Source organism: Sphingopyxis sp., assembly GCF_051861155.1.
Lineage (GTDB): Bacteria > Pseudomonadota > Alphaproteobacteria > Sphingomonadales > Sphingomonadaceae > Sphingopyxis.
On sequence record NZ_JBHYDE010000001.1, the window covers coordinates 602,240 to 615,274 of the forward strand.

Annotated in this window: 8 protein-coding genes; 2 read left to right on the top strand and 6 right to left on the bottom strand. The window is 66.3% G+C overall.

Features of this window, described 5'->3' with window-relative positions; all coding sequences use genetic code 11:
• The first annotated feature begins 5 nt into the window (after nucleotides 1-5).
• The gene (holA, locus tag ACTIFP_RS03030) at nucleotides 6-1,037 is read left to right on the top strand and encodes a DNA polymerase III subunit delta (protein ID WP_439567221.1); all 1,032 of its coding nucleotides are present in this window, start codon (nucleotides 6-8) and stop codon (nucleotides 1,035-1,037) included.
• A 106-nt stretch (nucleotides 1,038-1,143) separates the two neighbouring features.
• On the opposite strand, the gene ACTIFP_RS03035 is transcribed toward holA, so the two are convergent.
• The 5 genes from ACTIFP_RS03035 to ACTIFP_RS03055 form a co-directional block, all read right to left on the bottom strand.
• The gene (locus tag ACTIFP_RS03035) at nucleotides 1,144-3,951 is read right to left on the bottom strand and encodes a TonB-dependent receptor (protein WP_439567222.1); all 2,808 of its coding nucleotides are present in this window, start codon (nucleotides 3,949-3,951) and stop codon (nucleotides 1,144-1,146) included.
• Between the two features lie 250 nt (nucleotides 3,952-4,201).
• Nucleotides 4,202-6,994, bottom strand: a complete 2,793-nt coding sequence (locus tag ACTIFP_RS03040) for a TonB-dependent receptor (RefSeq protein WP_439567223.1) — start codon at nucleotides 6,992-6,994, stop codon at nucleotides 4,202-4,204.
• A gap of 158 nt (nucleotides 6,995-7,152) precedes the next feature.
• Nucleotides 7,153-7,881: a ligase-associated DNA damage response endonuclease PdeM gene (gene pdeM / locus ACTIFP_RS03045; RefSeq protein WP_439567224.1), complete on the bottom strand. Its 729-nt coding sequence runs from the start codon at nucleotides 7,879-7,881 to the stop codon at nucleotides 7,153-7,155.
• A 28-nt stretch (nucleotides 7,882-7,909) separates the two neighbouring features.
• Nucleotides 7,910-8,971 carry a retroviral-like aspartic protease family protein gene (locus ACTIFP_RS03050; RefSeq protein WP_439567225.1) on the bottom strand — a complete coding sequence of 354 codons (1,062 nt, stop codon included), beginning with the start codon at nucleotides 8,969-8,971 and terminating at the stop codon, nucleotides 7,910-7,912.
• Between the two features lie 78 nt (nucleotides 8,972-9,049).
• The gene (locus ACTIFP_RS03055) at nucleotides 9,050-11,470 is read right to left on the bottom strand and encodes a ligase-associated DNA damage response DEXH box helicase (protein WP_439567226.1); all 2,421 of its coding nucleotides are present in this window, start codon (nucleotides 11,468-11,470) and stop codon (nucleotides 9,050-9,052) included.
• A 121-nt stretch (nucleotides 11,471-11,591) separates the two neighbouring features.
• Between ACTIFP_RS03055 and ACTIFP_RS03060 the strand changes: the two genes are divergently transcribed.
• Entirely contained in the window at nucleotides 11,592-12,521 is a 930-nt protein-coding gene (locus ACTIFP_RS03060; protein WP_439567227.1) for a glutaminase, read from the top strand.
• Nucleotides 12,522-12,587: 66 nt separating this feature from the next.
• Here ACTIFP_RS03060 and ACTIFP_RS03065 read toward each other — a convergent pair whose 3' ends face one another.
• Nucleotides 12,588-13,034, bottom strand: a complete 447-nt coding sequence (locus ACTIFP_RS03065) for a septal ring lytic transglycosylase RlpA family protein (RefSeq protein ID WP_439567228.1) — start codon at nucleotides 13,032-13,034, stop codon at nucleotides 12,588-12,590.
• Between the last annotated feature and the right edge of the window lies 1 nt (nucleotide 13,035).

Here is a 13,035-nt window from a genome sequence, read left to right on the forward strand (position 1 = left end):
CGGCGATGAAGAGCGTCAAACCCGCCGACCTCGAACGCCAGACGCGCCTCGATCCCGTCGTGCGGTTCACGCTGCTGACGGGCCCCGACGAGGCAACGATGGCTGCGGTCGCTGGTCATCTGGTCGGCCTCGCCGGCAAGGACGCCGAACGGCTCGACCTGTCGGGGTCGCAGCTGGCGCAGGATCCCTCGCTGCTCGCCGCCGAAGCCGCGTCGATGTCGCTGTTTTCGCCGGCACGGATCATCCGCATCGAACTCACCGGCAGCGGCGACGATAGCGTACCCGCGGTCGAGGCGCTGCTGGCGGCCGACACGGTTATCAACCCGGTGATCGCCACCGGAGCGTCGGTCACTGCCAAGTCGAAACTGGTCAAACTGGTCGAAGGATCGGCGCATGCGGTCGCCGCCATCTGTTACCAGCCCGACCGTCGTGCGCTGGTCGGCATCGCGATGGCAGCGGCCGAAGAACAGGGACTACGGCTCGCCAATGCCGAGGCGCAATTGCTGATCGATCTGGTGTCGGGCGATCAGGCGCTGATGCGGCGCGAGATCGAAAAGATGGCGCTGTATCTCGACGCCGCCGCCGACCGCCAGCGGCAGGTCACCGCCGCCGACATCGCCGCGCTCGGCGCTGCGACGCACGAGGAAGACGTCAGCGAGTGCATCAACGTCGCGCTGGGCGGCAAGGTGCGCGAGATGCCGGCGATGCTCGCTAAAGCCACAGCAGTCGGCGTCGCCGAAATCCGCATCATTCGCGCGCTGGCGATCCGCGCCGTGGCGCTCGCGCGGCTGCGCGCCGAGGTCGATGCCGGGGCGCATCCCGCCACCGTCGTCGCGGCGCGGACGAGCGGGATTTTCTGGAAAGAACGCGACGCGGTGACGGCGCAGCTGCGCATTTGGGATTCGGTGCGCGTTGCGCGGCTGATGAGCCGCCTCATCGATTGCGAACGCGCGCTTAAATCGTCGGGCACGCCGGGCGGGGTGCTGTTCCGCAAGCTGATGACCGACATCGCGCATCAGGCGGCGCGCGCGCGGTAACCACCCCAGAGCCCTGTCCCAAAGGAAAGGGCCTGACGCAACAGTGCCCGGCTGCGACAGGCCCTCCCCACCCCCTCCCCGGATGGAGGAGGGGGAAGAGGCTGGATCAGAACTGACCGCGCAGCGTCACGCCATAGGTGCGCGGTTCGCCGGGGAAGCCGACGAACAGCTGGTTCGCGGTACCGCTGAGCCCGCTCGATGCCGGCGCCGCGACGGCGCGGAAGGTGCCGCCGCCCTGGAGCGGCATGTCGGCGCCGATCTGGTAATAGCGCTTGTTGAACAGATTCTGGCCCCACAGCTCGACCCCCCAGCGGCGATCGGGGCCATAGAGGCCCAGCCGCCCGTTGAAGATCGCAAAGCCGTCCTGGATCTTTTCGATGTCGAGATCGGACCCGGTGTTGGTGTCGCTTTGCAGGCGGGTGTCGAAATAGACGAGCGCGCTCATCCCCGAACTGCCGATCGGCGGGGTCCAGCTGACGCCTGCGGTGGCGACGTAGCGCGGCGCGTTCGACACCCCGCGGCCAGGCAGCTGGAACAGCACCGGCGACAGCGGGCGTCCGCCGGTGCCGACCAGATTGCGGCGATAGAGCGTGTCGACATAGGTCAGCCCCATGTTCACCGACACGTAGCGCGCCGGGCGCAGGAATGCCTCGATCTCGATCCCCTTCGACCGCACCCCGGGCTTCAGCCGGTTGGCGGCGCAGCCGCCGGTCGTCGCCGACCCGTCGGCATCGGCGCCGTTCAGATCGTCCTTGCACGCCTGGATATTGGTGACCTCGAAATTGACCCCGTTGAAGGTGTTCAGCTGGTAATTGCTATACTCCTGAAAAAAGGCGGCGACGTTGAGGTCGAAGCCGGGGCCGTCATATTTGACCCCGATTTCATAGGCATCGACCTTTTCGCTGGCGAACTGCAGGTCGCTCGCCTCGGGGCGGCCGTTGCCGCTGGTGTTCGCGGGCAGCGCCAGCCGCGCCGCGCACGCGGTGTCGAATGCGACATTGCAGGTGCGGTCGAGCGCCGAGAAGTCGAGGTTGAACCCCCCGGCCTTATACCCCTTTGACGCCGAGCCATAGACGAGCACATCGGGGGTCGGCTTCCAGCTGAGCACCGCGGTGCCGGTCCATTCATTATCCTTGAACACCGTCCCGGCGCTGCCGCGCGGCAGATCGGGCGCGGTGCCGTTGATCACGCAGGGCAAGGTCGCGAGCGACTGGAACGGCGAATTGACCACCAGCGGGCAGATCGCATTGTTGAAATTGGCATCGGCGTCCAGCGTCTTGCGCTCGCTGGTATAGCGCGCGCCGACCGTCAGGGTCAGCACATCTTCGACGATGTCAAAGCTGTTGTGGGTGAAGACCGCAAAGTTGCGGCTTTTCTGGGCAAAGGTCGATCCCTGGTTGCCGGTACCGTTGATCGCCAGCGTCGGCTGGCCGAGCGCCGCGGCGAGCGACCCGAAGCCGGGGCGCGCGGGGTTGGCGATCAGTGCCGACAGGAGCGGGATCGACGCGCGGCGCGGGTCGCCGACGGGCAGCCCCGACAGCGCGGTGATCGTCCCCTGCACGACCGGCACGTTGACGCATTGCGGGTTCGACGGCAGCACCGCGGTCGGCAGCGCGCTGGCGAACAGCAGGCAATTGGCGAATTGCTCGTAGTTATTGCCGTAAACGATGTCGTCGTCGACATCGAGTTTCTCGTTCGCATAATAGCCGCCGACCAGCCAGTCGAGCCGCCCGTCGAACGCCTCGCCCTGCAGCCGCAGTTCCTGGGTGAACAGGCGGAACCGGCGGTCGAGGTCGGTGCGGCGCAAGATGTCGAGCGCGCTGAAATCGGCGTCCTGGCCCTGCGCATTCTTGTAATCGCGATAGGCGGTGATCGAGGTCAGCGACGCATTGCCCAGATCCCAGCCGATTTCGCCCGACATACCCCAATCCTTTGTGTCCGAACGATAGGTCACCCCCGGGGTGGTCGACTGACGGCGGACAAAGCTGGTGCCGGCAGGCGGCACCTGGTGATTGGCGCCGAGCGCCTGAAGCACCGGCAGCAGCGTGTTCGCCGATGCGACCGGGAAACCGTCGGCGCCGCGCGCCAGGTTGCGAACCGGATTGAGCAGGACGCCGCCGCAGCAATTTTCTTGGCGCTCGCTGTAATCGGCGATCAGGCGGACCTTCAGGCTGTCATTGGGTTCCAGCGCCAATTGCCCGCGGACCAGAAAGCGGTCGCGGTCGTTGACGTCGGGCTCGCCCGCCGTCGCATTGTCGATAAAGCCGTCGCGGCGTTGCCACACGCCATCGACGCGCACCGCGGCCTTTTCGCCGAGCGGCGCGTTGACCATGCCGTCGACGCGCCAATAGTCATAATTGCCGAAACTGATCGAACCCTTGGCGCCGAACGCGCCAAGATCGGGGCCTTTGGTGACGATGTTGATCAGCCCGGCGGTCGAGTTGCGGCCGAACAATGTGCCCTGCGGGCCGCGCAGCACTTCGACGCGTTCGATGTCGCCCAGTTCGGACAGGCCAACCCCGGTGCGGCTGCGATAGACGCCGTCGATGAACAGCCCGACCGACGATTCCAGCCCGGGATTTTCGCCGACCGTGCCGATACCGCGGATGCGTGCCGAAAAATTGACCTCGCTGGTCGCACCCGACACCAGCAGCGACGGCGCCACCTGGCCCAGCGCGCGGACGTCGGTCGCGCCCGTCTTTTCTAGCGTTTCGCCGGTGACCGCCGATACCGCGATCGGCACGTCGGACAGCGCCTCGCTGCGGCGGGTGGCGGTGACGATGATCGTTTCGTCGCTCGTCTCGGCCCCGGCGTCCTGCGCCATGGCGGGCATCGCCAGCATGGCGAAGGACAGCGACAGGCCGGCGGCGCTGGTGCGCAGCAAGCGGGCGGCGCGATGGGAATTGTTTGTCATGGATCTGGCCCTCCTCAATCGGACAATCTTTTCTGGGAGAGCGGCACATTATGTTGTTTGAACGCCAGCGTATCACGACAGCCAAGCGGCAGGCTAGCCCAAGCCGGTACCGTAGCGTCATTGCGCGGCGAGCGCGGCTTTTGGGTCACAGCTGACAGAAGTGACGGGTTGACGGACGCGGGCGCGCTGCGGGCAAAAAAAGGGCGGGACCACTGGCCCCGCCCTTGATGCCGTCAAAGATCGTGCGCGGTCAGAATTTGCCGCGCAGCGTCACGCCATAGGTCCGCGGTTCGGCCAGGAACTGCGAGAAGATCTGGCGGCCGCCCGGATATTGCGGGTCGACGAACGGCGCCGACGTCGTCCCCGCCTGGAACGGCGAGTTGAACGCGACCTGGGCGTAGTTTTTGTTGAAGATATTCTGCGCCCACAATTCGATGCCCCATTTCTCGTCGGGGCCGCGCAGGCCAAGGCGGGCGTTGAACAGCGCATAGCCATCCTGCGCCTTTTGCGGGAACAGGTCGGACCCGGTGTTGTAATCGCTGGTCATGCGGCCATCGATGTAAACCAGGCCGGTCAGCCCGCTGCTGCCGATGTCGGGGGTCCAGGTCACGCTGCCGGTGGCGACCAGTTCGGGCGCGTTCGACAGATTGTTGCCGGGCAGCTTGCGCAGCGCCGAATCGAGCGCCGAACCGCTCTTGTTGCCGACCAGATCGCCGCGATATTTGGTGCGGGCATAGGTCAGGCCGGCTGCCATGCGGAAGTTGCGCGCCGGGACCAGCTGTGCCTCCAGCTCGAACCCCTGGGTGCGCACGCCATAGGTGACATCGCCGCTGGCGCAGGTTCCGGTCGTGTTGCTGAGATCGGTATCGGCATTGGGTCCGCCGACCAGATTGTCGCAACCGTTGATCGTCTGGACCAGGAACACGGTGCCGTTGAAGGTGTTCAGCTGGAAGTTGCTGAAATCCGAGCGGAAGGCCGACAGGCTGACGCTGAGCGGGCCGGTCGAATATTTGGCACCGACTTCATAGCTGTCGACCAGTTCGGGATCGAACTGCAGATTGCCGACCAGCGCCTGTGCACCCGCCTGACCGCCGAACGGCACGATCGGCGATTTCAGCGCCGAACGGTCGAGGTTGAACCCGCCCGCCTTATAGCCGCGCGCAAAGCTGGCGTAGAGCAGCAGGTCGTCGATCGGCTTGTACGACAGGATCGCGGTGCCGGTCCATTCATCCTCGCTCCGCTTGTCGTTGATCGACACGCCATTGAGCTCGGCGGTCGAGTTGCCCTGACAGCCAAGGCCGATCAGCGCCCCCGCGAGCGCGCGCGCCGTTGCCGTCGTCGCCGGGTTGGTCGCATCGTCGAGAACCAGCCCCTGGATCGTCGTGCAGGCCGTGTTGTCGTTGCCAAAGGTCGCGTCGAACTTTTTCTTGTCGTTCGTGTAACGCAGCCCCAGCGTCAGATCGAGGCGGTCGGTGATGTGGATGATATTGTGGGTGAACAGCGCCCAGTTGGTGCCGTCCTGGAAATAACGGTCGTTGGTCGTCCCGCGATCGTTGAGGCCGTTGAGCGCGGTGAAGGCGGCGACGATATCGGCGCCCGAAATCGGCCCGCTGGCCGCGGCGATGGTGTTGCGCCCGACGCCCGCCAGATTGCCGATCCCGCCCGCGACGCAGCCCGGTTCGGTCGGCGAATAAAGCCCGGCAAGGCCACCGCCCGAAATGATGCGGCAGGTGGCAAAGCGGCCATATTGGCTGCCGAACCGCAGATTGTCGCGGACGGTCAGTTTTTCATTGGCGTAGAAGCCGCCGACCAGCCAGTCGAGCGTCCCGTCGAACGCTTCACCCTGCAGGCGCAGCTCCTGGGTGAAGGTGTGGAACTGGCGATACGCATCGTCGCTCGGCGCGCGATAGAGGATGTCGACCGCGCCATAGTCGGTGTCCGACGCCTGGCCCGACCGATATTCGCGGTAGGCGGTGATCGAGGTCAGCGTCGCGCCGCCAAAATCATAGTCGATCTGACCCGAGAAGCCGTAATCCTTGGTCTGGCCTTCAAAGCTGCGTCCCGGGCTGACCGAGATCGCGCGGCCGTAACCCTGGCTGAACGCCGACAGCGGCTGACCCAGGTCGCGCAGCACGTTGATGATGTTGTTGCCGGTGGTCTGAAGCGGCGCGAGCGGCGTCGACGGGTTGTTGAGATTGCCGATAAACGGGTTGACGCTGTTGTCGACATAGGTCGCGGCGCAGCATTTTTCGTTGCGATAGGTATAGTCCGCGATCAGCCGGATCGACAGCGCGTCGGTCGGCTCGAACAGGATCTGGCCGCGCAGGAAATAGCGGTCGCGGTCGTTGACGTCGGTATCGTTCGTGGTGTCGCGATAAAAGCCGTCGCGCTGGACATAGACGCCGTCGAGCCGCGCTGCGATCGTTTCGCTGATCGGGCCGGTGACGCTGCCGGTGAAGCGCAGGAAGTCATAGTTGCCGTAAGTGATTTCGCCATTGGCGCCGAAATCGAACTCGGGCTTTTTCGAATAGATGCTGATCAGGCCGGCCGACGAGTTGCGGCCGCCCAGCGTGCCCTGCGGGCCGCGTTGCACTTCGACGCGGTCGATTTCGCCCAGCTCGTTGAGCCCGATGCCCGAACGCGAACGGTAAACGCCGTCGATGAACACGGGGACCGAGCTTTCGAGGCCGGGGTTGTCGCCGACCGTGCCGATACCGCGGATACGCGCCGAACCATTGGCTTCCGACCCGGTCGACGAGACGAGCAGCGACGGGGCGACCTGGTTGAGCTGGCGGATGTCGTTGGCGCCGCTGTTCTGCAGCGTTTCGGCGTTCACCGCCGAGATGGCGACAGGCACGTCGGACAGGAGCTGCGAGCGGCCCTGCGCGGTGACGATGATCGGGGTGTTGTCGCTGTCGTCGACGGCTTCGTCGGCCGGCGCATCCTGCGCAAAGGCGGGCATGGCGACGACGGCCATCGCGATCGAGACGCCGAGTGCGCTGGTGCGCATAAATCGGGCAGCACGAAGGGTAGATGATTTCATATCGGGCACTCCTCTCAACATTTCATTATTTTTGTTGCGCGCGGAGCATAACTCAATTGCGCGACCGATCCAGCGGGAGGCCTGTATTTGCGTCGTTTTTGAACGGGTGATGCTTTTTGGTCACAGCCGAAAAGTGGCGGTTCGGCGGGGCTTAGCGGCTAATTTGCGGGCAAGGCGCGGCTTGCCGTAGCGTCATCGCGCGCGGCGCCCGGGCAAGGGAAGCAAAGCCGCCGCCCGCGCGCCACCAGCATCGCCTGATAGGGCCCGGCGAAATTGGCCGCGATCACCGGGTCTGCGGCGGCGATTCCGCCGGTCAGGCTGCCAAAGGCAGGCAGAATCAGCCGCTGTTCGTCGCCCGCAAAACAGGGGCGCGACACATGGCGGCCGCGGACGTTCAGCCGCAGCTTGGGGTGGAAATGCCCCGAAATTTCGGCGCGGGTTTCGCAGGCCACGCTCTGGTGCCGAAAGACGATGCCGTCGACAACATGCTCGTCGGCGATCTCGCCGCCCCACGCACCGCCGGTCAGCCCGTCGTGATTGCCCGCGATCCACAACAGCTTTGTCGCCGCGGCCTGCCCGCGCAGGCGCTGGGCGATGGCGGGGACGATGCGGCTGGCGGCATCGCGGTCGTGGAAACTGTCGCCAAGGCACCAGATCGCGCGCGCGCCGGTTTCGGCGGCCAGGCGCGCGAGGCGGTCGAGCGTATCGTGGCTGTCATAGGGGGGCAGCGGCTGGCCGAGCGCCGCGTACCAGCTCGCCTTTTCCAGATGCAGGTCGGCGACGATCAATGCGGCGTGGCGCGGCCAGAACAGCGCGCGATCGGCCAGCATCTGAAACGACTGGCCGGCAAAGGCAAAGGGGGGGGCAAAGGACGGCGCGGCGGACATCGCGCCGCTATGGCAAACCGGCGCGGGTCTAGCTACCCCGCGCCGACATGTTCGCGGCAAAGCGCAGCGCGGCATCGCGGTTCGCCCCGTCGGGCAGGTCGAACACGACCCGCCGGTTCGGGAAATCGATCTCGACGCGGTCGAACAGCGACAGGCTGTCCATGCCCAGCAACAGTGCGGGCTGTTCGTGAAGCCCGAGGACGCGAAACGCCTGGCTGTCGGCAAAGCTGACCGGCAGGTCGTTGATGTCCATGCCGTTGATCACGATGCGCTTGATCGCGGTTCGCATCGCGGGAACCGCCTCGCCGCTCACCGCGCTGAGTTCGGTGGCGACGAAGGGCAGGCGATTGGCGCGGCGATCGGCGACCATTTTCTGGAGCGCGATGTTGCCGATGCTGGTCTGGGCGCCGGTATCGACGATCACGTCGATGCGTTTGCCGTGCAGCCGCGCATCGGACAGGATCAGGCGGCCCGCCGAATTGCGCGCGGTGACGACGATCGCGTCGTCATCCTTGATCAGCGATGGCGCGCGGCGGCGCGTTTCCATGATCTGCATCGTTTCCTTGCGGAAATCGATCAGCAGGCGGCGTTGTTCGAGCATGTCGACGCCGATCAACCCCGCGGCGCCGATATGCCGGCCGTGAAAGGCCGGGGCTTCGACCGACGCGAGGTGCAGGTTCGACATTTGCAGCGCCGCAACGCGGAAACTGGGCACCGTCGCCGATCCGCCGATCGTCGCGAGCTTCAGCTTGGCGCCTTCGGCAAGGCCGAGCCGGAGCGCGAGTTCGCGTGCGATCACCGTCCGTTCGGCGCCGGTATCGACCAGAAAGGCGAACGGGCCTTTGCCGCCGACCATCACCTTGACTGACATTCGCCGCGTCGCGTCGAGGTCGAACGGCTGGATGAAGGGGACGATCTCGCTGGTGGTGGCGGGTTCGACCAGCGCGTCGATCGCATCGGCGGCGGTCGGGGACGGGGTCTGGGCCGCAATGGCGGGCGGCGGCGCGGGGGGTGTTTGGCTGGCGCCGATCAGCACCGGCGCGGCGAGTAGTGCCGTCCAGAACATCGACCGCCTGAAAAGGTGGGTCATCGCGGGCATCCTCTATATATTTTGGCGCAATCTACGCCTCATCCGGGTTCGCAGCAAGCGAAACGCCATGCGGCACCGCTATCGCGGCCCCATCGCCTGATCCGCCAGGCTGTCGGCGAGTTCGCCGAGCAGGACATCGTCGATGTCGGCGCCAGCAACGCTTTCGCGGCCGATCAGCACGAGCACCGGAATCGCCAGCGGGCTGATCCGCTCCAGCCGCTGGTGCAGCATCGTCCCCGCCGCGCGGTCGAGCAGGTCGCCGAGCCGCGCAACGTCGGTCAGCCGCTCGCGTGCATCGGCCCACGCCGCTTCCAGCAGCAGATGGTCGGGCTCATATTTGCGCAGCACGTCAAAGATCAGGTCGGTCGAAAAGGTCACCTGCTTGCCAGTCTTGCGCTTGCCGGGGTGCTGGCGCTCGATCAGCCCGCCGATCACCGCGACCTCGCGAAAGGCGCGCTTGAGCAGATGCGATCCCTCGACCCACTGGGCAAATTCATCCTCGAGGATCGCGGGGTCGAGCAGCGCCGCCGGGTCGGCGACCGGGCGCAGCGACCAGATCGCGAGCGCATAGTCGGACGCGACGAACCCCAGCGGCTGCAACCCGGCGCGCTCCATCCTTTTGGTGATCAGCATGCCCAGCGACTGATGCGCGTTCCACCCCTCGAACGGATAGGCGACGAGATAATGATTGCCCTCGTGCGGGAAGGTTTCGACGAGCAGCTCGCCGGGGCGCGGCAGCACCGAACGCAGCGCCTGCATCTCGAGCCAGAAGCGCACATCGGCGGGGAAGCGCTGCCAGCTTGCCGGATCGGCGAGGAAGCCGCGCACCCGGTCGGCGAGTCGCGTCGACAGCGCCATGCGCGCGCCGACATAGGACGGGATGCGCGCCGGTTTGCTCGTCGCGCGAACCAGCACGTCAGTGTCGCGGATGCCCTCGACCTCCAGGCTCAGCCCGGCAAAGGCGAAGGTGTCGCCCGGGCTGAGGGTGCTCGCGAAATATTCCTCGACCGTGCCAAGGCGGCGGCCGTTCTTGAAGCGCACATCGAGCGTCGGCGCATCGACGATGATCCCGGCGTTCAGCCGATGCTGCGCCGCGAGCCGCGGGTGCGCGATCCGCCAGCCGCGCGTGGGGCCGGGGGGGCCGTCAGGGGCGAGGCGGCGGAAGCGGTCATAGCTTTTGAGCGCATAACCGCCGTCGCGGACAAAACCGAGCAGGCGGGTGAACAGCGCGGCATCGACCCAGCGATAGGGGGCAGCGCCGCGGATTTCGGCGAGCAGGTTGGCTTCCTGAAACGGTGCCGCGCAGGCGAGCGCCATCACATGCTGCGCCAGCACGTCGAGCGCGCCGGGGCGAAACCGGTCGGCATCGCGTTCGCCCGCCTCCACGGCATCCAAGGCAGCCTGCGCCTCGAGATATTCGAAGCGGTTGCCGGGGACGATCAGCGCCTTGCTCGGCTCGTCGAGCCGGTGATTGGCGCGCCCGATGCGCTGGAGCAGCCGCGACGACCCCTTGGGCGCCCCCATCTGGATCACGCAGTCGACGTCGCCCCAGTCGAGCCCGAGATCGAGGCTGGAGGTCGCGACGAGCGCGCGCAGCCGCCCCTCGGCCATCGCCGCCTCGGCACGCTGGCGCGCCTCGCGGTCGAGGCTGCCGTGGTGGATCGCGATCGGCAAGCTGAGGTCGTTGACCTTCCACAACTCCTGAAAGATCAGCTCGGCGAGCCCGCGGGTGTTGCAAAAAATGATCGTGGTGCGGTTCTTTGCGACCTCGGCCATCACCTGATGCACCGCATAGCGCCCCGAATGCCCCGCCCACGGCACCGCGCCTTCGGGCAGCAGGATCTGGATGTCGGGATCGGCGCCCGGCTCGCCTTCGACCAGCGTCACGCTCTCGGCATCGCTGCCCGGCGCCAGCCACGCACGATAGGCCTGCGTGTCGGCGATCGTCGCCGACAACCCGACGCGGCGCAGCCCGGGCGCGATCGCCTGGAGCCGGGCGAGCGCGAGGCTGAGCAGATCGCCGCGCTTGCCCGGCGCAAAGGCGTGAATCTCGTCGATCACCACGGTCTTCAGATCGGCGAGCATCAGGAGGCTGTCGGGATAGGACAGCAGCAGCGACAGCGATTCAGGGGTGGTCAGCAGGATGTTCGGCGGCCGGCTGCGTTGGCGTGCCTTCTTGTCCGAACTCGTATCGCCGCTGCGGCTCTCGACGCTGATGGCGAGCTCCATGTCGAGGATCGGGCCAAGCAAATTGCGTTCGACGTCGGCGGCGAGCGCCTTGAGCGGTGAGACATAGAGCGTGTGCAACCGGTCGGTCGGGTTCAGGGTCAAATCGACGAGAGTCGGCAGAAATCCCGCCAGCGTCTTGCCCGCCCCGGTCGCCGCGACGAGCAGCGCATGCTCACCGCGCGCCGCCGCTGCGAGCATATCGCCCTGATGCCGCCGCAGCCGCCACCCGCGCGCATCGAACCAGTCGGTGAAAGGGGCGGGGAGGGCCATGACGCAGATGTGGCGCTGCCGGGGGACGGCGGCAAGCCCTTCCCGCCCCCGGCGCTCGCCGGTTTGCTGCCGGCGCGGCAAAGCGCTTCATTCGGCGGCGCTCCTGCGGTACGCATCGCGCATGACCGAAAACCTGCGCCACCATATTGACGAGGCGATGACGCTCGCTGCCGCGCAGCTCGGCCAGGGACGCGTTGCCGACTATATTCCGGCGCTGGCCAAGGTCGATCCGAACAAGCTCGGCTTTGCCTTGGCGCTGCCCGATGGCACCGTCCACACGTCGGGCGACGCCGACGAGGCGTTTTCGATCCAGTCGGTGTCAAAGGTCTTCACGCTGGCACTGGCGCTGCGCCGCGTCGGCAGCGACCTGTGGGACAGCGTCGGGCGCGAACCGTCGGGAAGCGCTTTCAATTCGATCGTCCAGCTTGAAAATGAAGCGGGAATCCCGCGCAATCCGTTGATCAATGCGGGCGCGATCGCGACCACCGACCGGCTGATCGACGGGCGCGACGGCGACGCTGTGGCAGAAGAAATTCTCGATTTCATGCGCGCGCGGGCGGGCGACGATAGTGTCGAAATCGACTTCGACGTCGCTTTTTCCGAATCCGAAACCGGCGCGCGCAATCGCAGCCTGGCGCATTTTATGGACGCCTTCGGCAATCTCAAGCACCCCGTCGAAACCGTCGTCGGCGTCTATTTCCGCCAATGCGCGGTCGCGATGAGCTGCCGTCAGCTCGCCCGCGCCGGGCTGTTTCTGGCGATGGAAGGCCGCGACCCGCTGACCGGCGAGCAGTTGATCGAGGCGCACCGCGCGCGGCGGATCAATGCGATCATGATGCTGTGCGGCCATTATGACAATAGCGGCGAATTCGCCTTCCGCGTCGGCCTGCCGGGCAAGAGCGGGGTCGGCGGCGGCATCCTCTGCATCGCGCCGGGGCAGGGATCGATCGCGGTCTGGTCGCCGGGGCTTAACGATGCCGGGACGTCGCTCGCTGGCGCGGTGGCGCTCGAACATTTCGCCTATGCGGCGGGGTGGTCGGTGTTCGACTGATTTTGGCCGATCGGGAAACGACACCGGCCCGCCAGAAAGGGGGGCGAGCGGGCCGGTGCCGCTGGCTCAATCGTCCAGCAGCGCCAGTTTTACCCGCGCGGTGCCGCTGCGGTGCATGCCGATTTCGCGCGCCGCGGCGTGGCTGACGTCGATTACACGGCCGTGCGTAAAGGGGCCGCGGTCGTTGATGCGGACAATCACGCTGTCGCCGTTCGCGGTGTTGGTCACGCGCACCCGGCTGCCAAAGGGCAGGGTTCGATGCGCCGCGGTAAGGTGGCTCGGGTTGAAGCGCTCGCCGCTCGCGGTGCGGTTGCCGGCGAGTTCGTTGCCGTAATAGCTTGCCATGCCGCCGCCGATTTCGGTTTCCTCGTCAAGTTCGACGATCGCCTCGTCCGCATTTTCTGCGTCCGCAATATCGGCGTCGATGATTTCGGTGTCGGTGATTTCGGCATTCTGCGCCGCGGCCGAAACCGAGAGCAGAAGCGGCATCAGCATCGCTGCAAAAGCCCGCATA

What these genes read in the sequence shown, in the direction of transcription:
- holA (WP_439567221.1), top strand. Translation starts at nt 6, where the DNA reads ATGAAGAGCGTCAAACCCGCCGACCTCGAACGCCAGACGCGCCTCGAT.
- ACTIFP_RS03065 (WP_439567228.1), bottom strand. Translation starts at nt 13,034, where the DNA reads ATGCGGGCTTTTGCAGCGATGCTGATGCCGCTTCTGCTCTCGGTTTCG.
- ACTIFP_RS03060 (WP_439567227.1), top strand. Translation starts at nt 11,592, where the DNA reads ATGACCGAAAACCTGCGCCACCATATTGACGAGGCGATGACGCTCGCT.
- ACTIFP_RS03055 (WP_439567226.1), bottom strand. Translation starts at nt 11,470, where the DNA reads ATGGCCCTCCCCGCCCCTTTCACCGACTGGTTCGATGCGCGCGGGTGG.
- ACTIFP_RS03040 (WP_439567223.1), bottom strand. Translation starts at nt 6,994, where the DNA reads ATGAAATCATCTACCCTTCGTGCTGCCCGATTTATGCGCACCAGCGCA.
- ACTIFP_RS03050 (WP_439567225.1), bottom strand. Translation starts at nt 8,971, where the DNA reads ATGACCCACCTTTTCAGGCGGTCGATGTTCTGGACGGCACTACTCGCC.
- ACTIFP_RS03035 (WP_439567222.1), bottom strand. Translation starts at nt 3,951, where the DNA reads ATGACAAACAATTCCCATCGCGCCGCCCGCTTGCTGCGCACCAGCGCC.
- pdeM (WP_439567224.1), bottom strand. Translation starts at nt 7,881, where the DNA reads ATGTCCGCCGCGCCGTCCTTTGCCCCCCCCTTTGCCTTTGCCGGCCAG.